A 26630-nucleotide genomic window follows, 5' to 3' on the forward strand; every position below is an offset into this window, starting at 1 on the left:
GCCGGAGCATGTTCAGCAAGTACTACCTGAGTGAACTCACCTACCTCCGGGAGATGGGACGGGCGTTCGGCCTGGCCAACCCCACCATCGCGGGCCTGCTGGTGGAGCGCGGGGCGGATCCCGACGTCGAGCGGCTGCTCGAGGGCTTCGCCTTCCTCACGGCGCGCATCCGCGAGCGGGTGGAGGACGACATCCCGGAGATGGTGCACGTCCTGACGGACCTGCTGCTGCCGCACTACCTGCGTCCCCTGCCCGCCTCCACCATCATCGAGTTCACCCCACAGCTGCGCGCGCTGCGCGGCCGTGCCCATGTGCCGGCGGGCGCGGAGCTGGCGGCCAACCCCATCGACGGCACCTCGTGTCTCTTCCGGACCACGTCCGCGGTGGACCTGCTGCCCCTGACGCTGGAGGACGCGTCGCTCGACAAGTCGTCCAGCACCGCGCCCGTGCTGCGCCTGTCCTTCCTGGCGCACGAGCAGGGCCGCCTGGAGGTCTTCAAGCCCGGCGGCTTGCGGCTGTTCATCCACTCGGAGCTCGCCACCAGCGCCCTCATCCTCCTGTGGCTGCTGCGCTACTGCCGCGGGGTGGAGGTGCGTCTGGGCTCCGGCCAGAGCGTGTGGCTGCCGCCGCAGGCCATCAAGCCCATCGGGTTCGATCGCGACTTCCGGCTGCTGCCCTGGCCCCGCTCGTCCGAGGGCTACCGGCAGCTCCAGGAGTACTTCACCCTGCCCGAGAAGTTCCTCTTCTTCGAGGTGCACCAGCTGGAGACCGTCGCCGCCGTGGCGGAGGATCGCTTCGAGCTGGCCTTCCACCTGTCGCGTCCGCCTCCGCTGGAGGCGCGGATCGGCCGGGACATGTTCCGGCTGCACTGCACGCCCGCCCTCAACCTCTTCTCGGCGTCGGCCCACCCGCTGCGCCACCACACGCTGGATGGCGAGCACCTGCTGCGCGCCTCGGACATGGAGCCGCGGCACTCCGAGGTGTACTCGGTGGATCAGGTGACGGGGCTGCAGCCAGGCCGCAACGAGCGGCGCAACTACCGGCCCTTCTTCGACTTCGCGCACGGCGCGGGCGAGGGCGCCGAGCCCGCCTTCTACCGCCTGCGGCGCGCGGCCTCGCCCATCGATGACGGCATCGACACCTACCTCTCCCTGGAGACCGCCCGGGACGTGGTGCCGTCGATCTCCGAGGAGACCCTGTCCGTCGACCTGACGTGCACCAACCGCTCGCTGCCCACCCGGCTGCAGGTGGGTGACGTGTGCCTCGCCACGTTCACCTCGCCCACCCAGGCGCGCTTCAAGAACATCACCCCCGTCAGCCGCCCCGCCCGGGCTCCACTCGGCACCGAGCTGCACTGGCGGCTGCTCTCCCACCTCGCCATCAACCAGATGTCGCTCGCGGACGCCGACGTGCTGCGCCGCCTGCTGGAGCTCTACAACTTCCACTCCCTCACGGATGACCTGACGGGCCGGGCCAACCGGCTGCGCATCAACGCCATGCGCAAGGTGGAGGTGCGCGCCTGCACCCGCTTCCTGCAGGGCGTGCCCGTGCGAGGCACCCGCACCCTCCTGGAGATTGACGGAACGAGCTTCATGGGCACCGGCGACGCCTTCCTCTTTGGCTGCATCCTCGACGAGCTGCTCGCGTCGAACGTCACCCTCAACGCCTTCAACGAGCTGGCGCTCCGGCTCCAGCCCTCGCAGATGGAGTATTCGTGGCTCCCGAGGAACGGCACCCAGACGCTCTTGTAGCGGCCTCCGCGGCCCTGGCGCCCCGGGTCAACCGCCTGGGGTTCTTCCCCCTGGTGGCGTTCCTCGAGCGGCTCACCGCGGGCGCCGCCCGGGTGGGCGAGCTGGGGCCCGTGCTCCAGGAGCAGATCCGCTTCCGGCATGATCCCTCCCTGGGTTTCTCCTCGGGGGACGTCAGCGACATGGCGCTGCGCCGGGTCCCCGCCCAGGAAGACGACGTGCTGGCGAAGCGGCCCCTCTTCGAGGTCGTCACCTCGTTCCTGGGCCTCACCGGCTCGGTGTCGCCCCTGCCGATGTACGTGGCCGAGGAGGTGGCCCAAGAGGATCCCGACCACCCCGTGCGGCGCGAGTTCCTGGATCTCTTCCACCACCGGCTGCTCTCGCTGCTCTATCGCATCGAGTCGCGCTACCGCGTCACCACCGAGCTGACGTCCACCTGTGACGACCAATGGTCCCGGCGCCTGCTGGCCCTGGCCGGCTTCGACACCTTCGAGCAGGGCCGGCCCAGCAAGCTGCCCTCCTGGAAGATGCTGCGCATCGTCCCCATCCTCGCCAGCTACGTGCGCACCGCCGAGAAGCTGGAGATGGCCCTGCAGGACGTGCTCGGGGAGGACCTGGGCGGCGCCCGCGTCACCGTGCACCAGTTCGTGGGCCGGTGGGTGGAGATCGACGCGAGGATGCAACTGGGCCGCGCCAACCACCAGCTCGGACGCAACACGCTGCTCGGGGGCCGGGCCTTCGACAGGACGGGCCGGTTCAAGGTCGAGATCGGTCCGCTCCCGCCCCAGACCTGGCGGCGGTTGATGCCCGAGGGAGACTTGTACCCGATGGCGCGCGAGGTGGTGTCGCTCTGCGTGCGAGATCCCCTCGAGTACTCCTTCGAGTTGTTCCTCAGCGAGAGCGTCCAGCACACCTTCCAACTCACCCAGCGAGAGCCCTCCCGGCTCGGACGGGATACCTGGCTCGGCACGAACCGGCAGAACCGGATCACCGTGCCGGGTTCCACTTGAGTCCGGCTGTCTCCGGAGCCCCTACCATGCGCGTCGAACCTCATGCCCTCGTGAAGCGACTGACTCCCACCGCGACCCAGCTGCTCGAGGGGGCGGTGGGCCGGGCCAACACCAGCCACTGCCACGAAATCGTCGTCGAGCACCTGCTCGCGCAACTGCTGGAGGCCGAGGAGTCCGACACGGCGCTCCTGGCCCAGCGCTTCGGGGTGGAGCGGCGGCGGCTGCTCCAGGGCGTGGAGCGGGCGCTGCGCGAGCTGCGCACCGGGAGCGCCGCCCGGCCCGTCTTCTCCGAGTCCGTCTTCCAGTGGTTCGAGGACGCCTGGCTGCTCGCGTCGCTGCACCTGGGGGACTCGCGCATCCGCTCCGGGGTGCTCTTCGCCCAGTTCATCCTCCGGCGCAGCCGCTACACCGCCGAGTACTTCCCGGAGCTGGACGCCATCCCCGCCGATGAGCTCAAGCGCTGCCTCGCGGAGGTGCTGCGGCCCTCGGCGGAGACGGTCGAGGTGGCACCGCCCGAGGGCGGACGGCCCGCCTCCGCTCCCACGTCCGCGGGCGGCGCCGAGGAAGGCGCCCTGAAGCGCTTCGCCACGTCGTTCACCGCCCGGGTGCGCGAGGGGAAGATCGATCCCGTCTTCGGCCGGCACCGCGAGGTGGGGCAGCTCGTGGACATCCTCTCGCGGCGCCGCAAGAACAACCCCCTGCTGGTGGGTGAGCCGGGCGTGGGCAAGACGGCGCTGGTGGAGGGTCTGGCCTGGGCCATCGTGAAGGGCGAGGTGCCCGACTCGCTGAAGAACGTGGAGGTGCTGGGCCTGGATATCGGGCTCTTGCAGGCGGGCGCGGGAGTGCGAGGCGAGTTCGAGAACCGGCTCAAGGCGGTGATCGCCGAGGTGAAGGCCTCCGCCGTGCCGCTCGTGCTCTTCATCGACGAGGCGCACACCCTCATCGGGGCGGGAGGCGCCGCGGGAGGCAGTGACGCCGCCAACCTGCTCAAGCCCGCGCTCGCCCGGGGCGAGCTGCGCACCATCGCGGCCACCACCTGGTCCGAGTACAAGAAGTACTTCGAGAAGGACGCCGCGCTGGAGCGCCGCTTCCAGCCCGTCAAGGTGGAGGAGCCGGGCGAGGAGGACGCGGTGCTGATGCTCCGGGGCCTGCGCGCCACCTACGAAGCGGCCCATGGCGTCATCATCCGGGACGAGGCCATCACCGCGGCGGTGCGCCTGTCCCAGCGCTACATCACCGGGCGGCAGTTGCCCGACAAGGCGGTGGACCTGCTGGACACGGCGGCCGCGCGCGTGCGCATCGCGCAGTCCACCCGGCCCGAGGAGCTGACGGGGCTGGAGGCCCGGATCGCCGGCGTGGAGCGGGAGCGGGACGCGCGGCGAAGGGATCTCGCGGACGGTCACTCGGGAGACGCGGCGGAGCTGGAGTCCCTGGAGGCGAAGCTGCGCGCCCTCCACGATCAGGTGGCCACCTTGCGTGGACGGTGGGAGGAGGAGCGTGCCTCGGTGGCCTCGCTCCAGGCCGCGCGCAAGGCCCTGTCGGAGGTCCCCGCCGGACAGGAGCCCGGAGCACTCCGGGCCGCGGTGGACGAGGCGGTGGCGGCGCTGGCCCGGATCCGGGGCGAGGAGCCGCTGGTGCACGGGGACGTGGACGCGGAGGTGGTGGCCCAGGTGGTGGCGGGGTGGACCGGCATTCCCGTGGGGAAGATGCGCACCGACGCGATGGAGGCCGTGCTCCACCTGGAGCAGCGGCTCGAGGCGCGGGTGCGCGGGCAGCCCGCGGCGATCCAGAAGGTGGCCGAGACGCTGCGCGTCGCCCAGGCCGGCATCCGCGATCCGGAGGCCCCCATCGGGGTGCTGCTCTTCGTGGGCCCCAGCGGCGTGGGGAAGACGGAGACGGCGCTCGCGCTGGCCGACAGCCTCTATGGCGGCGAGCGGTTCATGACCACGCTCAACATGTCCGAGTTCCAGGAGAAGCACACTGTCTCCCGGCTCATCGGCTCCCCGCCGGGGTACGTGGGGTATGGCGAGGGAGGCCTGTTGACGGAGGCGGTGCGCCAGCGGCCCTACTCCGTCGTCCTCCTGGACGAGTGCGAGAAGGCCGACCTGGAGGTGATGAACCTCTTCTACCAGGTGTTCGACAAGGGGATGCTCACCGACGGCGAGGGCCGCGCGGTCGACTTCCGCAACACCGTGCTCATCCTCACCAGCAACCTGGGCTCGGACGTGGTGATGCGCATGCACGAGCGGGGCGCCACTCCCAGCACGGAGGACGTGGTGGCGGCGATCCGGCCCACGCTCAGCCAGCACTTCAAGCCCGCCCTGCTCGCGCGCATGACGATCGTCCCCTTCTTCCCCGTGGGCCAGGAGGTGATGAAGCAGATCGCCGCCATGAAGCTCACGGTGCTCGCCGACCGGCTGCGCGCCACCCACCGGATTGAAACGACCTTCGCCCCCGAGCTCGTGGACGTGCTGGCCCGCCGGTGCACCGAGTCGGAGACGGGCGCGCGCAACGTGGAACACCTGCTGCGCGGCTCGCTGATGCCCGAGGTCTCCCGGAACCTGTTGCAGTGCCTGGCCGGAGGAAGTGCTCCGGCCCGCCTGCACGTGGGGCTCACCCCCGAGGGCGGCTGGCACACCCACTTCACCGAGACCCGGGCGTGATGCCTTGCGTCGAGAGGCCAGGAACACCATGAAACGACTGACGACCCTTGTGAGCACCGGAATCCTGCTCCTGTTCGGATGCGCGGCCCGGCCTCCCACCCAGGCCCTCTGCTCCATCGACGTGGCCCGGGAGAAGCGGCCCATCCTCTCCGCGGAGGATTGGTTCGACCTGCTGCTCCACGGCTTCGACCGCGAGGCGCACACCCTGGCGCGGCCCACGCTGGACTGCTCGGGCTCCCCGGTGGTGTGGCAGGAGCCCGTGGCGGACGAGTGCCGGGAAGCCGGCCCCGACGCCGAGCTGCTGCCCATGTCCAAGCAGCTCTCGGACGAGGATCTCGTGATGACGACACTCCGGGCGGACCTCCGGCTGGTGTGGGTCATCGCGCGGCGCTACGCCAACGGCGAGGCCCTGGGGCCCGTGGGACTGGTGGAGCGCACGGACAAGGGCATCGTCGTGCGCGCGCTTGGCAGCCTCCGCTCCTTTCCCCTCCACTCCCAGCTGAGGCTGGAGCGCAGTGGTGACACGACCCTCCTGGTCGCCGAGGGCGAGCAGTGCAGCCTGAGCGCCCCCACGGTGTGCCGGCGGTTCGCCCGCATCCTCCCCATGCGTAATGGCCGGTTCTTCTCCGAGTCCGTGATGAGCAAGGACGGCAAGTGCCTGGGCCCCGCGTGGTTCCCCTTCGCCCGGGAGCAGCTGCTCAAGCTGCCCAGCGGGATGCACCGCAAGGTGCAGCAGACCGCCACGCTCAAGTACACGCCCGAGGGCATCTCCATCAACGAGGAGGTGGCGATGGACGATCTGAATCCCAAGCTCCCCGCCATGCCGCCCCGCGCGTACCGGCGGGCCCAGTCCGAGCGCAAGCTCCGGGTCGAGAACAACCGCCTGGTGGCGACGGACGCATCCATGTGGGTGCGGTTGATGGAGCTGGAGTTGTTGGCGGGCGCCATCCCCATCGAACCTGCCTCCGTGGCCCAGGCGAAGAGCACGCCGTGAAGAAGCCCCTGCCAGAGGAGCTCTGCGTCTCGGTGACGGGCCGGGGAGACGCGGTCACGTACGGGCCGGAGCGCAAGAAGGAGCCGGCTCCGGAGCCCGGGCTGCCGCTGCTCGTCTTCGGTGCCACGGGCCGCACGGGGCGGTGTCTGGTGGAACAGGCGCTCGCGGCGGGACACCGGGTCACCGCGTTCGCGCGGGACACACGTGCGCTCCCCCCGGCCCACGCCCGGCTGCGGCACATCCAGGGCCGGGTGGAAGACGCCAGCGCGGTGGAGGACGCCGTGAAGAACCACCACGCCGTGCTGTGCGCGCTGGGCCCCACGGGGCGCAAGGACGCCGAGGCCATCGCCCGGGGGACGGAGAACATCGTCGCGGCGATGCAACGCCATCAGGTCTGGCGCCTTATCTATGTCCCCTTCCACGAGCAGGGAGATGGGTGGGGACCCGCGGCGCTCTTCGACAAGCTCATGGCCCGCTTGCGCCCGAGGACGAACACCAGCGGCTGGCAGCAGCGCGTGGCGGTGATTCGTGAGAGTTCGCTCGAGTGGGTGATCGTCCGGCCCACGCGGCTCACCGATGCCGCGGCGAGCGGACGGCATCAGGTGTCCATCGATCAGGGCAAGGTGCCCTTGCGCATCGCGCGGGCCGACGTGGCCGCGTTCATGCTCGAGCAGCTTCGTTCTCCCCGGTACGTCCGGAAGTCTCCCGTCATTGGCGGCTGAGTCCCCAGGGAAGGTGTCATGGTCGCACGAGCCTCATTGCTGGGCAGCACCTCGCTGTTCCGCTTCGCCGTCAATGGCAGTCCGGACGAGATGCGGGTCATCCAGTTCTCCGGAACCGAGGCGATGTCGAGCCCGTTCGAGTTCCACCTGAAGCTGGCCTGCGAGAACCAGTCGCTCGACTTCTCCGACGTGGTGGGCAAGACGGCCCTGCTCACCCTGGTGGGGGAGTCGGCGCCGCGCTTCGTGCATGGCATCGTCAGCCGCTTCGAGCAGGTCAACGAGCTGCACCGCCATGCCATCTACCACGCCAGCCTCGTGCCCCAGACGTGGCGCCTCCGGCACCGCCACGACTGCCGCATCTTCCAGGACGAGACCACCCCGGACATCCTCAAGAAGGTCTTCGAGAAAGCGGGCATCTCGAGCGACCACTTCAAGTTCTCCCTGAGCAACACCTACGAGCCGCGCAACTACTGCGTGCAATACCGCGAGTCGGACTGGGCGTTCGTCAGCCGGCTCATGGAAGAAGATGGCATCTTCTATTTCTTCGAGCACCACGCGGACAAACATGTCCTCGTCATGGGAGACAGTGCCTCGGCGAACCAGCCCATCCCGGGCGGCGAGCTGCTGCCGTTCCGCCGGCCGGCCGGCTTCGTCATCGACGCGGAGCACGTCCAGCGGTTCCGGTTCGCCGAGGAGATCCAACCCGGCACGGTGAGCCTGCGCGACTTCAACTTCAAGAAGCCGGACCTGTCCCTGCACGCGGATGGCAAGGCGCAGGTGGACGCGGACCTGGAGGTCTATGACTACCCGGGCGAGTACCAGCACCCCGGCGAGGGCAGCTCCGCCAAGGGCAAGCGTCTGGCGAAGCTGCGGCTGGAGGAATGGCAGGCGGGCCGCAAGGTGGGACAGGGAGAGAGTGATTGCGAGCGCTTCTGCCCGGGCTCCCTGTTCACGCTGTCGGAGCACTCCCGTACCGACTACAACGCGCGCTACCTGCTCACCAGCGTGGGCCATTATGGCCACCAGTCCCAGGTGCTCGACGAGGAGTCTGACGGAGGAGATTTCAACTACTCCAACAACTTCACCTGCATCGCGGAGCAGACGCCCTTCCGCCCGCCCCGGACGACACCTCGGCCCCAGGTGCGCGGGGTGCAGACGGCGGTGGTCGTCGGCCCCTCGGGAGAGGAGATCTACACGGACGAGTACGGACGGGTGAAGGTCCAGTTCCACTGGGATCGGCAAGGCCAGCGCAATGAGCGCAGCTCCTGTTGGATCCGCGTGAGCCAGCTCTGGGCGGGCGAGTCCTGGGGCGCGATGTTCATCCCCCGTATCGGGCAGGAGGTCATCGTCGACTTCATCGAGGGCGACCCGGATCGGCCCATCATCACCGGGCGCGTGTACAACGGCGCCAACCCGGTGCCCTACCCGCTACCGGACGAGAAGACCAAGAGCACCATCAAGTCCAACACTTCCCTGGATGGAAACGGCTACAACGAGCTGCGCTTCGAGGACAAGAAGGGCCAGGAGCAGATCTTCATGCATGCCCAGCGCAACATGGACAAGCATGTGAAGAACGACTCCTTCGAGAACATCCTGCATGATCGCCACCAGACCATTGGCAGCCAGCTCAAGGACGGCAAGGTCGGCGATCAGAACGAGATGATCTACCGGGACAAGAGCCTCAAGATCCACCGGCACCACCAGGAGCACATCGGCGGAGACATGAAGCTGCTGGTGGGCGGTATCGACGGCGAGGGGAACCAGGACATCATCATCGAGGCCCACAAGAAGGAGCTCATCCTCAAGAACAGCCATCTGCACGTGAAGGGCAACCTCAACGAGCAGGTGGACGCCACCCAATCTCTCACCGTGGGCAAGGATCTCCAGGTGACGGTGGGACAGAAACACGCACTGGAGGCCGGCCAGGAAATCCACCTCAAGTCCACGAACGTCGTCATCGAGGCCGCGAGTGGATTGACCATCCGGGGGCCGGGAGGGTTCATCACCATCGACGCCAGTGGCATCTCCATCAAGGGCACCATGGTCTACATCAACACCAGCGGGGCGCCCATACCTGGCAGCGGCGCGAAACCCACCGCGCCCACGGATGCCGCTCCAGCGCAGCCCACCCAGCCCGCCCTGGCCGACGACGGAACCTGACGCCGAGGGAGAACCCCATGCCTCCAGCCGCGCGCATCAGCGACATGCATGTGTGTCCCAAGGTGGAGCCTGGACCGGTCCCCCATGTCGGAGGGCCCACGTCCTCCGGCGAGTCCACGGTCATCATCGGTGGCATGCCCGCCGCCCGGATTGGTGACAGCCTGGTGTGCTTCGGCGGACCACCCGACTCCATCTCCCAGGGCGAGTCTACGGTCATCATCGGGGGCAAGCCCGCCGCGCGTCTGGGGGATGGCACCTCCCATGGTGGAGTCCTCGTGGCCGGTTGCCCCACGGTCATCATCGGCTCGTCCGCGCAAGCGCAGACCGTCGTGGTGGCGGCCCGGGACGGCACCCCCTTCTGTGAGGAGTGCGAAAAGAAGAAGAGGGCACAAGAGCAAGCCCAGCGGGACGCGCAGTCCCAGGCCGAAGCTCCTGATGCATCCGCCTCGAGCAGCCCGTCCCCCGAGCAGGTGTCTCCCGAGCAGCAGCAGGGCGCGCTCGATCGCCTCGTCGCGTCCAAGGTCAATCCAGCCCAGGCCCAGAAAACCCTGGAGCTGGCGGCACTGGCTGGCGTCGCACGTGAGGTCGTCGAGGTCGTCAACAGCGGGAAGCTCGAGAACCTGCTGGGCTTGAAGAGGTTCCTCACGGGACTCCATGCGGAACGCAAGGACATCAACAACCCGCGCAATGGCAAATTCGAACAACTCAAGGAAGTCCATCGTCGCGCGATGATGGGCCATGAAGTGGCCCTGGAGGGCCGCAAACGGCAAGACAACGATGCTCGGAGTGGCCAGGCGGATGTCATCGATCACACGAGCATGGAAGCCATCCAGATGAAGTCCGTGACGGGAGCATCTCTCAACACGTTCCTCGGCAACCTGCAATCGGCGGTGGATCAATTGGGTGGCGTGGGAGGGGAGGATCCGCCCGTGGGCTACCAGCGCGTGGCCGAGGTTCGTCTGGCACCGACGAGCACCCTCTACCAGCAGGATCGGCAAGAGCTTCTCGGGAATCTGCGCGGGAGGGTCAACAACCTTGATAGCCTGCAACCCAAAGACACCACTCCCGGGGTCGTGCGAATCGTCAATCAGCACGGAACCCACATCTTCTCGCCCGACGAACTGAAATGACCATGCGCAATCTGTGGGCACAAACCGAGAATCCCTTCGCGACCTGGGTCGCGGACCTGACGCCACTGCGCGCCCAGCCCGAGTCGCTGCTGCGGTTCGTCCTCGACGTGCTCGAAGAGGGAGCCCGCTACCAGGTGCTGAAGATCATCGAGGCGCCGCTCCTCGGCTACACCGCGGAACATGGCGGCGAACTCGGACCCCTCTTGTCCAAGCTGTACCAGGAGCATCACGTCGTCGACCTTTTCGGCTTCACGGGAGCCGCGATGGCACCGGGGCATCCGCAATCATCCACGGCCCAGGCCACCCTGTCGTGGTACGACGTCAACGGAAAGGTCGTGGAAGGAGCCTGCACCGATCTGGGGGCATTGCTGGCCCGGTTCGAGCCGGCGCCGGACGCCTTTCCACTCGACTGCCTGAGGCATTATCCACCGGTCCGGGTGACGGGCAGACGCCTCGAATATCCCCCGGATTCACGCGAGCCGAAGAACTCGCCCCTGGACTGGCCACTTGAGGTGCGCTTCTCCATCCACTCCGACATCTGGTTTCCGTGGAGTTTCGGCCTGACTCATCCCGAGTTCGACTACAAGCGGATGTTCGACAATCGCGAACTCGCGGGCCGCCACACCCCGCGGTTGAACGCCTTCCTCAAGGCCGTGGAAGCCAAGACCCTCGAGTTGGGGGGCTCCTGGCAGATCGATTCGGACGAAATCGGCACTGGCATGAGCCCCTGGCTGACCGCACACGGCATCGATCTGGAGACCGAGCCACTGGCGCGAATGCCCGCCGCGGCGATCGACACCGAGTGGGCATGATGGAAGCAAGACGACTGATCATCCAGGTTCTCTGGGGGGCCCTCTCCCCCAACAAGTTCATCGTCCAGCCGGCCCAGGCGCTTCGCGTCGGACGAGGGAAGACCGTGGGGGTTTCGCTCCCCAACGATGCAGGGATGTCCCAGGAGCACTTCGAGCTGTCGTGGGACGGTCAGCACTGCCGACTTCGCGACCTGGGAAGCGCCACGGGCACCCTGCTGGATGGACAGAAGGCAGCAACCGGGCAAGTCTTCAACAAGAGTTGGATCCGCGCGGGCTCGACCGACTTCTCGGTGTTCATCGAGGGCTTTACCCCTCCCAAGGAGCCGCCTCCTCCCGAGGCGAGAGATGCCGCACAGCAACACCTTCGGGTCTTGCAGTCGCTCGCCGCGGAGGCTCCGCTGTTCGCCATCCTCGACGCCGCGCGCACGCCCCGGATCCTGGAGTTGCTCCAGGAGTCCGTGGAGGAGTACCAATCCCTCTACGAGGGCCCCCAAGGGCAGGCACTCGCGGAGGTGGCCCCTTACCTCGTGAGCCTTCCGCCTCAGTCACGGCTGCTGGAGTCCTTGACGCTCGAGGGCTGGATGCAGAACTGGGGCATCTATCTGACCTGTCCCTCGCCTTTCCTCGAGCTCAGGCGCCATCTGCGCAAGTTCTTGATGGTCGAGGCCGAGGACAACGACCATCGCCTCTACTTCCGGTTCTATGATCCCCGGGTGTTGAGGATCTTCCTGCCCACCTGCTCGGCGCGGCAACGCGAGGAATTCCTCGGGCCCATCCACACCCTGGCCTTCGAACAGATTGATGATCTTCAACACATGTCCATCCTATCTGCACGAAAATCCTAAACAACCGAGGTTGGAAATCCTCCTGGAAGAAGGCAGCACACAAACCGTCACGATCGATGAGAAGACGTTCGCGGTGGATCGGCACTTCCGCTTCCACCGGGGAGAGATTCAAGGCGAGTGAGGACGTATCAGCGAGAACCGAAGAACCTCGAAAGGCAAGGGCCATGAACTCCATCGAGATCCGCAGTCTCCTGCAGGCTGATCCGGACGTATTCATCCACTACACCGATGAGACAGGGCTGCGGAACATCCTTCAGGAGGGCGTCATCCGGCCCAACCGCAAGGGGCACGTCTACTTCACCCAGGAGCCCTTCAGCCAGGCGGACGCGCACATGAACCTCTTCCTGGCACAATCGACGCACGAGGGCCGGGGCTCCCACATCCTCGTGATCCGCCTCGATCCAGGGGTCCGAATCACGAAGATGTCCGACCTCTATGAGTTCCGCATCCAGGACAGCCTCAAGTTGCACCAGCACGAGGTTCTCTATGAGGGGAAGAACCCCTTCGGGCTCTGACTCCAGAACCCAGCCCCTCAGCGGAGGGTAATTTTTTCAGTAGAAGCTTGAATCTCCAGCTTATCAGGTTCTCAAGCGATTCCGTGACCCGAAATCCACGGCCAGCGCCTCCATGGCCGTCATGACCCACTCCCACATTCATCCGACCGAAACCCGTTCCAGGCGCCGTGACAACCGCTCCAGGTGGCTCCTGGGTGCCACGTGCGCGACGCTGTTCCTCACGACCGCGTGCTCCCCGGCGAGCGGTTCTCCCGAGGGACAAGATGACGCCCCAGTGGCCGCCTCCAGCGCACTGCGCACCTCCGGCGTGAGCTTCAAGACGGTGCTCGGCAATCGCTACGTGGGCGCGCAGAACAACGGAGGCGGCGCGGTCATCGCGACGGCGACGAGCGCCCAGGCGTGGGAGAAGTTCACCCTCGATGACATCAACGGTGGGGCCCTCGAGAGCGGGGATACGGTCTTCATCCTCGCGGGCACCGGGAACTACCTCCAGGCCGCCAACGGCGGCGGCTCCTCGCTCAACGCCGCCAGCTCGAATGCGCTCGGCTGGGAGACGTTCCGCATCGTCAAGCAGAGCGGAAGCGGGGTCATCTCCAACGGCGACATCGTCGGCCTGCAGACGGTGACGACGGGCCACTGGGTGTCCGCGGAGAATGGCGGCGGCGGCACAGTGTTCGCGTACGGCGGCGCGTTTGGCAGCTGGGAGCAGTTGGCGATCTCCGGCCTGCCCTCGAGCCCGCCGCCGCCGACGACGCGCCCGCGCGTCGTGGGTTACCTGCCCAACTGGTACGGCTCCTACGCGAGCTGGGTCGGCCGGGTGGACTTCGCCAAGCTCACGCATGTGAACCTCGCCTTCGCCCTGGGCGACGCGAATGGACACCTCGAGCTGGCGCCGAGCAGCGATCTCGCGACGTTCGTGAACGCCGCGCATGCCAAGGGCGTGAAGGTGTTCCCCTCGCTCTGTGGCGGCGGCGGAGACGGCCGGATCACGCCCTTCTACCAGCCCGACAAGGTCGATGCCTTCGTGGACCACATCATCGACTTCGTGGTCTCCAACAACATGGATGGGATCGACGTGGACGTGGAGGCGCCGGATCGCATGGGCGCCTTGTACGACACGTTCATCGCGAAATTGATCGCCAAGGCGCGTCCGCGCGGTCTTCCCGTGACGGCCGCCGTCGCTCAGTGGATGCAGTACGGCATGTCTGACACCACGCTGCGCTCCTTCGACTTCATCACCGTCATGTCCTACGACAACGCGGGCACCTGGACGGGCGCGGGCGAGCACTCGAGCTATGCGCAGGCCCAGACCGCGCTCACCTTCTATTCGAACAAGGGTGTGTCGAAGGACAAGATCGTGCTCGGAGTGCCCTTCTACGGCTACTGCTGGGGCAACTGTGGCGGAAAGAGCAGCGCGTACGTGCTCTACAAGGACATCCTGGCGAAGTACCCGAACGCCTGGAACGCGGATTGGATCAACGCCGACGGCGCCCAGTACTCGTACAACGGGCTCGCGACCATGCGCGCGAAGACGACCCTGGGCAAGCAGTACGGCGGAATCATGATCTGGGAGCTGGCCGGAGACCAGAGCACCTCGAGCGAGCAGTCCCTGCTCCGCGCCATCCACGGCGCGCTGCAGTAGGGCGTCCCCCGCCCTCCCCAGCTCCAGGATGACAAAGAACTAAGGTCTTAGTTGCCAAACAACTAAGGTCTTAGTAGTTTACGGTCCTGGAGGTCGGGACCGTGTCCAAGTCATCGCAGAACGAAGCTCCCAGGCCGCTCACGCCCGTGGAGCTGGAGCTGATGCAGCTCGTCTGGCGCAAGGACGAGGTGAGCGTGGCGGACGTGCTCGAGGCGCTGCCGCCGGAGAGGAAGCTGGCCTACACCTCGGTGTCCACGGTGCTGCGCATCCTCGAGCAGAAGGGGGTGCTGCGCAGCCGGAAGGTGGGCCGGGGGCATCTGTACTCGGCGGTGCTGCCGCGCGAGGCCTACGAGCTGCAGAGCGTGCGCCACCTGGTGGAGACGGTGTTCGACGGCACGCCCTCCGCGCTGGTGGAGCGACTGGTCGAGGCCGTCCCGCTCTCCCCCGAGGAAGTGGAGCAGATCCGCGCGCTGCTCGCCAAGAAGGACTCCCGGTCATGAGCGCCCTGGCGAGCACCTTGGCCACGGGCTATGTGAGCGTGGCGATCCTGCTCACCATGGGCTACGCGCTGCTGCGCGCCGCCCTCGCGCTCCTGGGGCGGGTGGGCCTCCACCTGTCGGCACGGCAGACGTTGTGGGCCGGGCGTGTGACGCTGGCGCTGGCGCTCCTGCTTCCCCCCGCGTGCATGAGCGTGCGCGGGCTGGTGCCCACCGGGCCACTCTTCACCTTCGATCGCTCCGTGGTGCGGCTCACCACGCGGCTGCCAGAGCCGGCCTGGAACGCGCCTCCGCGCGCCTCCGCGCCCCGCCCCGCCGAGGCGCCCGCGTCCTTCCCGGTGGGGTTGGCGGTGGTGCTGCTGCTCGGGACGGCCACGGGGGTGCACTGCGCGCGGGAGCTCCGCCCGCACCTGGGGCTGCTCCGCCAGCTCGAAGCGCTGCCCCGCGTGCGCCAGGTGGGCCGTGTGGCCGTGGTCCTCCTCGACACCGGGGCTACCGCCTTCTCCACCTGGTTCCCTCGTCCGGCGCCCCACCCCAGCGCCTGGGTGGCGGTACCCGCCCATCTCCTGGAGGACCCCGCGGGCCTGCGGATGACGGTCCTGCACGAGCTCCAACACCACCGCCAACGCGACACGGTGCTCGCCTACGTGCGCCTGCTCCTGGACGGGGCCTTCTTCTGGAACCCCGCGGTGCGCGCCTTCGGGCGCTGGCTCGCCACCCACCAGGAGTTCGCCTGCGACGAGGCACTCGTGTCCGGAGGCAAGGCCCGTCCGCACGACTACGCGCGCTGCCTGCTCGACGCGGCCCTGCGCGCCTCCGGTTCACCCCCGCTTCCCGTCAGTGTCACGGGCATGGCCCACCCCACCACCAGGAGGATCGAAATGCTGTTCCAATCCCGTCCCAGCCGTAACCACCGCGCCCTCGGGCTCGTCGCCACCATCGCCCTGACGCTCGTCCCCCTCACCCTGTGGGCGCAGAGCGCCACCCGTGGCCGCGCGGTGACGCTCGCCGAGGCCCAGGCGCTCGCGCGCTCCTCGCAGCCCGAGGGTGACCTTCCCGTGGTGGTGGATGAGCTGGTGGTGGAGAAGCTCAACCAGCTGGTGAGCACACCCAAGGGCCGCGCCTTCATGAAGAAGGCCCTGGGGAACCTGACCCCCCAGCGCGAGGCGCTCACGCGCACGCTGCGCGCCCGGGGGCTGCCCGAGGGGCTGCTGGCCGTGGCCATGGTGGAGTCGGCGGTGACCAACATGCCGGAGACGTCGACGAATCCCTCGCTGGCTCCAGGAATGAGGGGCGCGGGGGTGTGGATGTTCATCCCCTCGACGGCGCGCCAGTACGGACTCCAGGTCGACGCGGAGCGTGACGAGCGGCTCGACGTGACGCGCGAGACGGAGGCCGCCGCGGCCCTCTTCTCCGATCTGCACGGCCGCTATGGCGACTGGCGCCTGGCGCTCGCGGCCTACAACCAGGGAGACCAGAAGGTGGACGAGGTGCTGAGCGCGACGGGCCTGCGCGATGCCAGCGCACTCGCCCGCGCTGGCCACCTCAATGACTACGTGAGCACCGTGCTGGCCGGACTCCTCGTCCTGCGCAACCCCCACCTGCTCGACTGAGCCTTTGCCTCGCGGTGCCCAGGTGTGCTGGCCGTGGAGGCCCCCTTCGTTGAAAGCTCCGGGCTTCTCACGGAGGTGTACCGACATGAAGCCTCAGGATCTCCAATACACGCTGGATTGGATCGCCATCCGGGAACTGGTGGCCGAGTACGGACAGGCCATCGACTTCGGCAAGGACACGGGAGACTGGAGCCGCTGGGTGAACGTCTTCACGCCCCAGGTCACCGCGGACTACAGCCGGCTCTTCGGAGAGCCGGTCACCATGGCGCGGGAGCAGATGGCCCAGGTGGGAGGCGAGGCCCTGGCGCCCTTCAGCAGGGTCCAGCACGCCACGGCCAACACCGTGCGCACCCACTTCAAGAGCGACACGGAGGCGCAGGTGATGGCCTATGCGGACGTCGGCCACTTCTTCTCCCTGGGCGGTGTCCCCCAGGAGTGGACCATCGTCATCCGCTATACCCATGACCTGGAGAAGACCCCCGAGGGCTGGAGGATCCGCCGGGTGATGTTGGATCCCATCCACTTCCGCGGCAACCCGCTGGGTCTCGAGCTGGTCAAGGGCAAGCGGTTCGTCTGACTTCACGAGAGCTGTTTCGACGGGCCCTCTTCCCTCTCACGTGGGCCTGTCTTGGTACCCCGGGCGTCCCCGCCGGAATCACCCGTCTTCTCCGGCGGCTTCTGCTCCTTGAGTGTCCCCAGGCTCGTGCTCCACCACTCCGGACACAGCACGAGGAAAAGGCCACCGAACGCCAACATGCCCAGCAATGAGACCAGTACGATTTCCATGGATTCTTCTCGCTCTTTCTCGACGCCAATCAAAGGGGATGACTGGCCGGAGCGCGAAAGCACGCCCGGCCCCTCGATGCTTCTCGACAGGAGGAGGGGCAGCGCGGCGCGAATGCGCCAGGCCACTCCTCCGCCGTTCGGGACGTCGCTCAGGGTCTCGAGCCCCCTCTCGCCAGGGCGGAGGGAGGGCCAGGGTCCCCCGGGCGCGCGCCCAGAGAGCTCAGATGAGGAGCGAGCGGATACGAAGGAAGACGGGAGGCCCCTGGGCGTGGGGCGTGTCCCAGAGGGCGAGCGACAAGCGGCCGCTGTCCTCGGGAGCCTGGACGGTCATCCACACCGGCGGTGGGGACGGGGGGACCCCGAGCGGCGAAGCGTGGCTGGAGACGTCCACGAGGGCCGGCGCGGGGATGTGCCGGTCCAGCGCGTCGCAGCAGTCCTTGCGCAACGCCGTCTCGTCGTGCGGGACCGTCTCCGCCTTCTTCTCTCCATGAGGGCAGTGACAGGCGGAGAGCGTCGAGGCCTGCTTCGGGCAGAAGTGCGCGAGCCCCACGCCACTGGCGACGGCCTGCCAGCCGAGCAGAAGCACGAGCGTGAAGAGACGAAGAGCCAGCGACACGGTGCCCTTCCCTATACGTGGGCCGAGTACCGGCCGCAACCCATGTGTCCGGCGCGAAGCCGAGCGGACTCCATGACCTGAGCCTGGCTCAGGGCTCCTCCTGGACGGGCGCCTCCGCCTCTTGAACGGCTGCCTCCTGGACAGGAGCCTCCGCCTCGGTCCGCAGCGTGCTGGCCACCAGGACCTCCTGGGTGCTGAGCACCTTGTCGAGGTCCATCAACAACACGAACGTCTTCTCCCCCGCGGGCAGCCCCATCCCCAGCAGGTAGTCCACATGCACCGGCGCGCCGAACGACGGCGGCGGCACCACCTCCGAGGGCTGGAACTCCAGCGCCTGCCCGATGGCATCCACCAGCAGGCCCAGCACGAGCTGCTCCCCGCCCAGCTTCACCTCCACCACCACGATGCAGCTCCACTTCGTCACCGTGGCTGGCGGCAGACCCAACTTCACCGACAGATCCACCACGGGCACCACGCTGCCTCTCAGGTTGAAGACCCCTCGCACCCATCCGGGCGCGCCGGGGATGCGCGTCACCGTGTCGTACTCGATGATCTCCTTCACCTGCAGGATGCCGAGCGCGAACTCCTCCCCCGCCAGGATGAAGCTGAGGTACTGCGTGGAGATCTCGGCAGGCTGTTCGCTCATGGCCGTCTCCTAGAAGCGCCTGAACTCGCGGTCCTCGTCCGGGAGCGCGGTGGAGAGGGACACCCGCGCGGACGGAGCCGCGGAGCCGGGCCCCCGCGCCGTGGCCTTCAGCCCATGAGCGATGGAGGGCTTCGCCACCGCGGGGTGCGGCCTCGGCCTCGAGCCGCGATCCCCGTCGGCCACTCGGAAGAAGGACACCAACTGACTGAGCGCCTCCGCCTGGGAGGAGAGCTCCTCCGCCGTGGACGCCAGCTCCTCCGAGGCCGAGGCGTTGCGCTGCGTCACTTGGTCCACGTGCGCCATCGCCTTGCTCATCTGCCCCACGCCGCTGGCCTGCTCCACCGAGGCCGCCACCACCTCCTGCACCAGATCCGTCGTCTTGCGAATGGAGGGCACCAGCTCCGACAACAGCTCTCCCGAGCGTGTCGCCACCTTCACGCTGCTCGAGGCCAGCCCGCTGATTTCCCGTGCCGCCGACCGGCTGCGCTCCGCCAGCTTGCGCACCTCCGTGGCCACCACCGCGAAGCCCTTGCCGTGCACTCCCGCCCTCGCCGCCTCGATGGCCGCGTTGAGCGCCAGCAGATTGGTCTGGTAGGCGATCTCCTCGATGATGGAGATCTTCTCCGCGATGGAGCCCATGGCCACCACCGTCTCTTTCACCGCCTGGCCACTCTCCTCGGCATCCCGAGCCCCCTGCAGGGCCATCTGCGCCATCTGCCGGCTGTGGTCCCGGTTCTGGCCGATGCTGGCCGACATCTGCTCCAGGCTGGAGGTGGTCTCCTCCACGCTGCTGGCCTGCTCGCTGGTGCCCTGCGCCAGACTCTGCGACGAGGAAGACACCTGCGCGGAGGCCGAGGCGAGCGCATCGGACCCCTCGCGCACCTCACCGATGACCTCGGCCAGCTTGCGCACCATGCGCTGCATGGCCGCCAGCAGCCGGCCCGTCTCGTCCTCCGTCGCCACGTCGATGCGCACGGTGAGGTCTCCCTCGGCGATGCGGTCCGCCACCGCCACCGCGCCGATCAACGGCCGCGCGATGGCCCGGGCGAGGAAGTAGCAGAGCAGGAGGCCCACGAGGACCGCCCCCCCCATCGCCCAGAGGATCCACTGCTGCGCCGTCTCATGGGTCTTGTCCGCGGCATCCGAGGCCCGCTGGCCCGCCCTCAGGTTGATCTCCGCCAGTTGCGACAGCTTGGCGCTGGCGGCGTCGAAGGCCTGCTGGGAGCGGCCGCGGAGCAAGCCGCGGGCCTGCTGGTTCTTGTTCTCCCTCGAGAGCGCGATGACCTTGTCGTGCTCCTCGATGTACTCCTTCCAGAGCACCATGAACTCGTCGAACACGCGGCGCTCCTCCTCCAGGGAGATGAGCGCCTCGTACCGGTCGAGGTTGCGATCGAACTTGTCGAGCTGCTCGCGCATCTGCCGCTCGTAGCCGGACATCTCCTCGGGGCCAAGGGAGAGGACGTGCTGCAGTTCGGCGACGCGGAAGTCCGAGGTATTGGTGTTCGCGTCCGAGACGTAGAGGGTGCTCGGCATCCAGTTGTCGGTGACCTCGTCGGACGCATGGCGCATCTGGCGCATCTGTTCGAGCGCGGAGACGCCCAGGAGGCCCGTCAGGGTGAGCAGGAGGAGGAAGGAGACGAGCAGCTTCGTGGCGATCTTCAGATTCTGGAACCAGATCATGGCTGGGAGCGGCGGAGAGGAAGGTTTCAGGCCGCGGTGGCGCGCTGCGCCACCTTCAAGGCCCGCGAGAGGAGTGCGGCCATCCGGCCGTCATCTGGCACGCAGGAGCCGCTCAGCCCGGGGAGTCCCTGGCGCAGCAGGCCCAAGGGCTCGATGACCGGCTGACGGATGAGCGGCTTCTCCGTCCTCCCGAGGCAGACAGCATGGACCTTCTCCCACCTGGGTTTCATCCACCCGTGTCAAGAGCAATCCTAAGCCTCGTGTTGACTGCCCGACAACTTCCTGGACTCAGGCACAGGGGCCCCTCCCATGGCAGCCGGAGTCCGAGGCGGCCGAGCAAAACACGAGGTCAGCCCCTGGCCGGACGTCGCGCGAGTTCACCCGGGAGCACCACGGTGAACTCCGCGTAGAGCCCTTCCTCGGACTCCACCCGCATCTTGCCGCCAAGCGCGCCGACGATGATCTCATGGCTGAGGGACAGGCCCAGCCCGGTCCCCTCGCCCGCCGGCTTCGTGGTGAAAAAGGGAGTGAAGAGCTTTTCGCGCACAGTGGGGGGGACACCGCCGCCGTTGTCATGGACCCGGATCTCCACCTCGGAGCCCGTCCAGCAGGTGGACACCTTCAACCGGGGAGGCTCCACCGGGTTGCGCTGGGCCTTCTGGTGGGCCGAGTAACAGGCGTTGTCCACCAGGTTGAGGATGACGCGGCTCAGGTCCTCGGGCACCAGGTGACACTGGGGCAAGGCGTCGTCGAAGAAGGTGTCGATGCGCACGTCACGAGGAGGACGCATGGCCCGAAGCGCGTGGTGGACGAGCCGGACCGCCTCCTCCACGATCTGGTTGATGGAGATGGGCTGCGGCTCACTCCGGTTGTTGCGCGCGTGCCGCAACATCCCATTGATGATGCCGCTGGCCCGCTGCTCGTGCGTACACACCTTGGAGATGTTCTGCTCCAACTCCTCCAGCAGGGGGCCGGACTCCTGCCGGTTGTCCCCCGTCTCGCGAAGCTCCCGCACCAGCTCGAGGGAGAGCTCGGAGAAGTTCTTCACGAAGTTGAGGGGATTCTTCAGCTCGTGGGCGATCCCCGCGGTGAGCGAGCCGAGGAAGGCGAACTTCTCCTGGGTGATGATCTGCGCCTGCATCGTCTTGAGGCTTTGCAAGGCGCGCTGCAGCTCGGCGTTCTTGGAGTGCAGCTGCTCGGTGCGCTCCTGGACGCGCTGTTCGAGCGTCCGGTTGGACTCCGCGAGCTTGCGATAGAGCCCGGCGTTCTCGATGGAGATGGCGGCCTGGGCCAGCAGCATGCCAGCCGCCCGGAGGCGGTTGGCGTTGAAGGCCCCCGCGGTGAGGTTGTTCTCCAGGTAGACGAGGCCGAGCAGTTGCTTGCGGTGGAGGATGGGGACGCAGAGCACCGAGCGGACGCGGTGGTGGGTGATATAGGGCTCACTCCGGAAGGGCTCCTGGGCGGAGGCATCGTCGAGGAGCAGGTGCGTACTGGTGTGGAGCACCTGCCCGGCGATGCTCTGGCAGAGCACGTCGCTGTGGGCCATGCGTTGCACGGGCCGCAGTGGCGCGCTGCCGTTGCCCACCTCGCCCGAGGCCTCGACGAAGAAGTCCTCCTCCCGTTGGAGCACGAGCACGCCGCGCTGGGCCCCCGTGCTCTCCATGAGGATGTCGATGAGTTTGGCGGCGAGCTGCGGGAAGTGCAGCTCCCGGGAGATGGCCTGGGAGGCCTTCATCACCGAGGACATGTCGAGCACCTCGGTGAAGGAATCCGTGCTGGACAGGTCGGAGCTGGAAGCGAGCACCGGGAACTCGCCGCTCGGGGGATGGGCCCTCGGCAGGCCGTCACGCTGGAGCTTGTGCTCCCAGCCCCGGAGGGTACCGCTGTAGAACCGCAGCAGGTGCACCTGCTCGGCGGCGAGGTGCAGGACCTTGCCCGCGGCACCCCACCGCTCATACGTGTTGAGGGCTTCCATCAGGTAGGCGGCGGCCAGGGGTGGACGGTTCAGCTCCGCCTGGAAGCGACAGGCCAGTTCACAGGCGATGGCTTCCACGCTGGTGAAGCCGCCGGCGCGCGCCGCGGCGATGGCTTCCTCGTAACGGGTGTGCGCCTCGGCGTGCCGTCCCCTCACGCGGGCGAGCTCCGCGTGGACCAGCAGGTAGTAGGGTGAGAAGTTCTCCGGCACGCGCTGGGCGCATGTCTCCAGGTACGCACACCGCTGCTCCATGAGCGAGAGCAGCTCCTGTTTCCGGCGCTCGCTGGCCGCCGGGTACACCGCGGCCGCGCTCAGTGCGTAATAGAAAGCATGTGTGGTCTGCAGGAAGCTCCCGGGAACCACGCGCATCGTCCCGGCGCTCTCCTCCGCCACCGCCATCGCCTGCTCGAGTTGACGGAACAGATAGTGCTGCGCGAGCAGCACCTGTCCGGCGTGCGCCTTGCCCGCGGACCACTGGAGCTGGGAGAGCTGGAGGGTCTGTCCTGGGCTCTCCTGGGCGCCGGTCAGCAACAACAAGGTCTGCCGGAACGCCCGCTGCAAATATTGGTTGTCGGGATCCTGCCGGGTCCCCAGCAAATCAATGAACTTCTGGCTTTCCGCCAGCAAGTCCTGGAGCGGCTCTCCCAGGGAGAACCGCCGCCAGCACAGCAAGATGGAGCAAGCGTCCGCATACTGCCAGTCCCCCACCTCCAGGAGGAGCTTGCAGGCCTCGACGAGCTGGGGGACACCGGCGCGCGTGCTCCGCGTCCAGGGACCGATGAAACCGGCCTGAACGCAGAGGGCGCGAGCGTATTGCCTCGGTTCCTTGAGGCGCGCGGCGAGCTCGAGGGCGAGCAGGCCGAAACGCTGGCCCATCTCGGGGTCGTCGCGGAACGTCAAGACGACGAAGCCGTAGGAGGAGTAACCATAGGGCGAGAAGCGGCCGTTGCCGTACTCCAGGCTCAGCCGGACCTGCCGCAACGCCATGAGGACGAGGAGCTTCTGCGCCGTCATGTAGGAGGAGACCACGATGGCACCCAGCAGCTCCGAGGCGAGCAGCGCGTGGGGATCGCTCATCCGGGGCAGGTCGAGCAACTCCTGGGGATCCCGGCCCGCCAGCGCGACCTCCACCTCTCGCAGCTCCACGGCGAGGGTGGCATCGTCGGGTGCGGCGGGAAGATCAATCCCAAGCAGGCGCAGTCCCTCGAGAGCGAGCTCCACCGCCTCGCCAGGCCGATGACCGAGAGAGCTCAAGAGGGCCCGCAGGCAGAGGACACTGGCTCGCTGGGCCGGGGTGCGCGCCTGGGCGAGCAGGGCGGAGAATCCGGCGGCGGCCTCCTCGAGCTCGCCCGCCAGATAGAGGCACTCCATGAGTTCCTTCTGGAGCGCGAAGGTCCGCTCGTGCTCGCGCTCACGGGCCGCGGGAGGGATGAGCCTGCCTCCGGTGCGGAAGAACTCACCCGCGGAGCGGTAGGCACCCGAGGCCTTCGCCCGCTGTCCGGCCGCCAGGTGGAGATCGGCCAGCTCCAGCCTCAGTGCGTCCGGGCCGATGCGCTCCGGCGCGTGGCCCAGGTGCGGAAGGATGGCGAACACCCGCTCGTCGAGCGTCTTCGTGGCGCGGGCATGCTCGTACAGGCGCAGGCCCACCTCCAGATGCCGCCCGGCGCGCTCCTGCTCGGGAATGAGTGCATAGGCCGCCTGCCGGACCCGGTCGTGCACGAAGCGGAAGGAGACCTCCAGGTCCGAGAGGTCCACCGCGCCGCCCTGTGGGTCGAGCAGGACGTAGTCCTTGTCGAGCGGGAACACGCGTCGCTGCTCGATGGCGGGCCAGAGGGCGCGTGCCGTCTCCCCGGCCGAGGCACCATGGGCCAGCGTGAGGTCGCGAAAGCCGAACGACACGCCCAGGCACGCCGCGAGCTGGAGCAGGTTCCGGGTCTCCTCCGGCAACCGGAGGCTCTCGGCCACCATCAGCTCGGCCACGTCCTCCGGGATGCCCTGGGTCTCGATGCGGGCGAGGTCCCACTGCCACCGTCGGCTTCGTGGGTCGAAGTGCAGCAGCCCCTGCTCGTGCAGCAAGCGCAGGAACGCCTTGACGGAGAAGGGATTGCCCCCCGTCCTGGAATGGATGAGACGGGCGAGTTCCAGCGTGCGCCCGGCTTCCGCCGCGGTGGTCTCCCGCACCATCCGGGCAACATCCGCGAAGCCCAAGGGCATCAGCGGGAGTTGCTCCCAGGGCGTGCCGGCGGCACGCAGCTCGTCGAGCGCGAGTGTGAGGGGGTGCTCCGTGGAGACCTCGGTATCGCGGTAGGCGCCGACGAGCAGCAGGTACTGGGTGGACGAGTCCCGGGCGAGGGTCCGCAGCAGGGAGAGCGTGGCGCTGTCGGTCCACTGCAGATCATCCAGGAAGACGGCGAGCGGACGCTCGGGGGTCGCGAACGCCTGGAGCGTGCGCGCGAGCACGAGGGTGAGACGGTTCCGGGACTCGGAGGCGGACAGCGGGGGGGAGGCCGGTTGCTCACCCACCAGCGCGCGGGTGTCCGGCACGGCCTCGACGAGGACGGAGGTGTTCGCCCCGAGCACCTGCTGGAGGCGCTCGCGCATGACAGCCGTCTCCGCCTCCCCTTCCCCGAGCGTCTGCCGCACCAGGTGTTGCAGCGCCTGGTGGACGGCGTCGAAGGGCTCGCTGCGCAGGAGCTGATCACACTTGCCAATGGCGACGCGCCCCCGGCTGGCGGCCGTCACCCGGTACAGCTCGTTGACGAGCGAGGACTTGCCGATGCCCGCGGGGCCGGACACGAGCAGGAGCTGGCCACGGCCGGCCGCGGCGCACGCATACGTCCCGGTCAGCACGGCGACCTCCGAGTCGCGTCCATACAGTCCCTGGGGCGGGTGGTACCGGTGGGGCCGGTCCGAGAGGCCCAGGACGAAGGGCGGGAAACTGCCCCCTTCGCGCAGCTGGTGCTGACACGCCTCGAGGTCGGCGATGAGCCCCCAGGTGCTCTGGTAACGGTCCTCCGGAGCCTTGGCCAGCAGCTTGAGCACGATGGCCGCGAGGAGCTCCGGCACCTCGGGATTGAAGTCCCTCGGCGAGGGAGGCACCTGGGCGATGTGCGCGTGGAGCAGCTCCAGCGGTGCCATCGTGGAGAAGACGCGCCGGCCGGTGAGCAGCTCGAAGAAGGTGGCGCCCAGGGCGTAGAAGTCCGCACGGCTGTCCACGCCCCGGTTCATGCGTCCGGTCTGCTCGGGCGCCATGTAGGCCAGTGTACCCGTCAGATGTGTGGGGAGCTCGGGCGGGATGGTCTCCAGCGCGAGCGCCACCGCGAGGGAGAAGTCGGTGATCTTCAGTACCCCGGTGGCCGGATTGACGATGATGTTGTGCGGCTTGATGTCCTTGTGGATGACGCCGTGCTGGTGGATGTGCCCCAGGGCCGCGCTGATGCGCACGGCGAAGTCGAGGAAGGTGGTCACCGGCAGGGGACCCCGCTCGTCCAGCAGATGGCGCAGGGAGGTGCCCCCGAAGTCCTCCAGGACGAGCGCCGCCCGGTCGGGGAACTGCTCCAGCGCCAGGACCTGGACGACGCCCTCCCCCTCGACGCGGCGGGCGATGGCGTACTCGCGGCGCAGCTCCTGCGTGCGGCGCCGGTCGAGGTAGTCGCTGCTGGTCAGCTTGAGGATGACCGGACACTGGTCCCTGAGCCGGATGGCCCGGAAGATCGTCGAGCGATGGCTGGAATGAAGCTGCTCCTGAAGGGAGTACCCTGCCCGGTGTGCCACGGCGTCTCCTTCGGAAGCCAGCGCCTGTTCATTCGCTGAGAGACCCCACCACTCTATCCCGGCGAAGTCCCTCCGTGCTGTGACCTGGCTCACAGGGCGGCACGGCGGCACCGCCGCCCGGTAGGCGGGTCACCTCGCGATCGTGAGCGCGAAGGGCGCGAAACCCCGGCGACGGACGAGGTGAGGCACGAGCAGCATGAGTGCCTCCGTCCCCCGGGCGGTGAAGATGTCACCCAGGTCCTCGATCCAGTCGGGGGGCCACCCGAGGTCGTGAAGCAGCTCGCGGACGGTCGCCTTCGCCTCGGCGTCGTTGCCCGACAGGAACGCTGTCGGAGGGACGGAGAGGCCGCGTGGGGCGACCATGACGGAGAAGAGCATGGTGTTGAGCGTCTTGACGACCCGGGTGCCGGGCAGCGCCTGTTGCAGGAGCTCGGCCAGACTGCTGTCGGGATGGAGCAGGCCCGCCGGCAGCCCATCCGCGCCGCGGCGGGTCGCATTCGAGACATCCACCAGGATCTTCCCGTCCAACTCCTCGCGGAGCGCACCGAGCCGCTCCAGGCTGGTGTCACCGGGAGTGGCATTGATGAGCAGGGGGGACTCGCGCGCGGTCTGGGAGTGATTCGCGAACGTGACCGATGGGCCGGTCCACCTCGCCGACGAGTCGGCGACGTTCCGTGTCCCGATCATCACGTCGTGCCCGGTGGCCGCGAGCCTGGTTGCAAGGGCCGTGGCGACACGGCCTGTTCCAAATATGCCAATGCGATTCAAGAGTTCTCCCTTCGATGAGCGTGTAGGGGGGGAG

At 68.0% G+C, this 26630-nt stretch carries 21 protein-coding genes; 14 read left to right on the forward strand and 7 right to left on the reverse strand.

The features are described 5' to 3' along the window. Positions 1–8: 8 nt before the first annotated feature. From tssF to F0U63_RS32155, 14 genes are all read left to right on the forward strand, one after another. Positions 9–1751 (forward strand): type VI secretion system baseplate subunit TssF, encoded by a 1743-nt coding sequence (gene tssF / locus F0U63_RS32090; RefSeq protein ID WP_395835753.1) that lies wholly within the window; start codon positions 9–11, stop codon positions 1749–1751. Next, complete coding sequence (gene tssG, locus F0U63_RS32095; RefSeq protein ID WP_395835755.1) at positions 1715–2758, forward strand: type VI secretion system baseplate subunit TssG; 1044 nt, start codon at positions 1715–1717, stop codon at positions 2756–2758. Before tssF ends, tssG begins: the two co-directional genes overlap by 37 nt. A 26-nt stretch (positions 2759–2784) precedes the next feature. Then, a complete protein-coding gene (tssH, locus tag F0U63_RS32100; protein WP_395835757.1) occupies positions 2785–5421 on the forward strand; it encodes a type VI secretion system ATPase TssH in 2637 nt (878 codons plus the stop codon). Positions 5422–5449: 28 nt separating this feature from the next. Next, positions 5450–6415, forward strand: a complete 966-nt coding sequence (locus F0U63_RS32105; protein WP_395835759.1) for a hypothetical protein — start codon at positions 5450–5452, stop codon at positions 6413–6415. After that, the gene (locus F0U63_RS32110; protein WP_395835761.1) at positions 6412–7137 is read left to right on the forward strand and encodes an NAD(P)-dependent oxidoreductase; all 726 of its coding nucleotides are present in this window, start codon (positions 6412–6414) and stop codon (positions 7135–7137) included. The genes F0U63_RS32105 and F0U63_RS32110 overlap by 4 nt, the downstream gene beginning before the upstream one ends. Before the next feature lie 18 nt (positions 7138–7155). Next, positions 7156–9297: a type VI secretion system Vgr family protein gene (locus F0U63_RS32115; protein ID WP_395835764.1), complete on the forward strand. Its 2142-nt coding sequence runs from the start codon at positions 7156–7158 to the stop codon at positions 9295–9297. Between the two features lie 17 nt (positions 9298–9314). Further along, the gene (locus tag F0U63_RS32120) at positions 9315–10427 is read left to right on the forward strand and encodes a PAAR domain-containing protein (RefSeq protein WP_395835766.1); all 1113 of its coding nucleotides are present in this window, start codon (positions 9315–9317) and stop codon (positions 10425–10427) included. Beyond that, positions 10424–11239 carry a hypothetical protein gene (locus F0U63_RS32125; protein WP_395835768.1) on the forward strand — a complete coding sequence of 272 codons (816 nt, stop codon included), beginning with the start codon at positions 10424–10426 and terminating at the stop codon, positions 11237–11239. Before F0U63_RS32120 ends, F0U63_RS32125 begins: the two co-directional genes overlap by 4 nt. Beyond that, positions 11236–12084 (forward strand): DUF4123 domain-containing protein, encoded by an 849-nt coding sequence (locus F0U63_RS32130; protein ID WP_395835770.1) that lies wholly within the window; start codon positions 11236–11238, stop codon positions 12082–12084. The genes F0U63_RS32125 and F0U63_RS32130 overlap by 4 nt, the downstream gene beginning before the upstream one ends. 164 nt (positions 12085–12248) lie before the next feature. Continuing rightward, positions 12249–12599 carry a hypothetical protein gene (locus tag F0U63_RS32135; RefSeq protein ID WP_395835772.1) on the forward strand — a complete coding sequence of 117 codons (351 nt, stop codon included), beginning with the start codon at positions 12249–12251 and terminating at the stop codon, positions 12597–12599. A gap of 274 nt (positions 12600–12873) precedes the next feature. Then, the gene (locus F0U63_RS32140; RefSeq protein ID WP_395835774.1) at positions 12874–14241 is read left to right on the forward strand and encodes a glycosyl hydrolase family 18 protein; all 1368 of its coding nucleotides are present in this window, start codon (positions 12874–12876) and stop codon (positions 14239–14241) included. 101 nt (positions 14242–14342) lie between these two features. After that, entirely contained in the window at positions 14343–14741 is a 399-nt protein-coding gene (locus F0U63_RS32145) for a BlaI/MecI/CopY family transcriptional regulator (protein ID WP_395835776.1), read from the forward strand. After that, on the forward strand, positions 14738–16351 hold the full coding sequence (locus tag F0U63_RS32150) for a transglycosylase SLT domain-containing protein (protein ID WP_395835778.1): 1614 nt from the start codon (positions 14738–14740) through the stop codon (positions 16349–16351). Before F0U63_RS32145 ends, F0U63_RS32150 begins: the two co-directional genes overlap by 4 nt. Positions 16352–16436: 85 nt before the next feature. Further along, complete coding sequence (locus F0U63_RS32155) at positions 16437–16928, forward strand: nuclear transport factor 2 family protein (protein WP_395835780.1); 492 nt, start codon at positions 16437–16439, stop codon at positions 16926–16928. A 2-nt stretch (positions 16929–16930) separates the two neighbouring features. On the opposite strand, the gene F0U63_RS32160 is transcribed toward F0U63_RS32155, so the two are convergent. From F0U63_RS32160 to F0U63_RS32190, 7 genes are all read right to left on the reverse strand, one after another. Continuing rightward, on the reverse strand, positions 16931–17263 hold the full coding sequence (locus F0U63_RS32160) for a hypothetical protein (RefSeq protein WP_395835782.1): 333 nt from the start codon (positions 17261–17263) through the stop codon (positions 16931–16933). Positions 17264–17357: 94 nt separating this feature from the next. Further along, a complete protein-coding gene (locus tag F0U63_RS32165; RefSeq protein ID WP_395835784.1) occupies positions 17358–17753 on the reverse strand; it encodes a hypothetical protein in 396 nt (131 codons plus the stop codon). A gap of 88 nt (positions 17754–17841) precedes the next feature. After that, entirely contained in the window at positions 17842–18399 is a 558-nt protein-coding gene (locus F0U63_RS32170) for a chemotaxis protein CheW (protein WP_395835786.1), read from the reverse strand. 9 nt (positions 18400–18408) lie between these two features. Further along, positions 18409–20079, reverse strand: coding sequence for a methyl-accepting chemotaxis protein (locus F0U63_RS32175; RefSeq protein ID WP_395835788.1), 1671 nt, complete (start codon positions 20077–20079; stop codon positions 18409–18411). A gap of 26 nt (positions 20080–20105) precedes the next feature. Continuing rightward, positions 20106–20309, reverse strand: a complete 204-nt coding sequence (locus F0U63_RS32180) for a hypothetical protein (protein ID WP_395835790.1) — start codon at positions 20307–20309, stop codon at positions 20106–20108. A gap of 119 nt (positions 20310–20428) precedes the next feature. After that, positions 20429–25828, reverse strand: coding sequence for an AAA family ATPase (locus F0U63_RS32185; protein ID WP_395835792.1), 5400 nt, complete (start codon positions 25826–25828; stop codon positions 20429–20431). Positions 25829–25957: 129 nt separating this feature from the next. Further along, the gene (locus F0U63_RS32190; RefSeq protein ID WP_395835794.1) at positions 25958–26596 is read right to left on the reverse strand and encodes an NADPH-dependent F420 reductase; all 639 of its coding nucleotides are present in this window, start codon (positions 26594–26596) and stop codon (positions 25958–25960) included. Positions 26597–26630 lie beyond the last annotated feature (34 nt).

Origin of the sequence: Cystobacter fuscus (genome assembly GCF_044360685.1) — a bacterium.
GTDB classification, from domain to species: Bacteria; Myxococcota; Myxococcia; order Myxococcales; family Myxococcaceae; genus Cystobacter; species Cystobacter fuscus_C.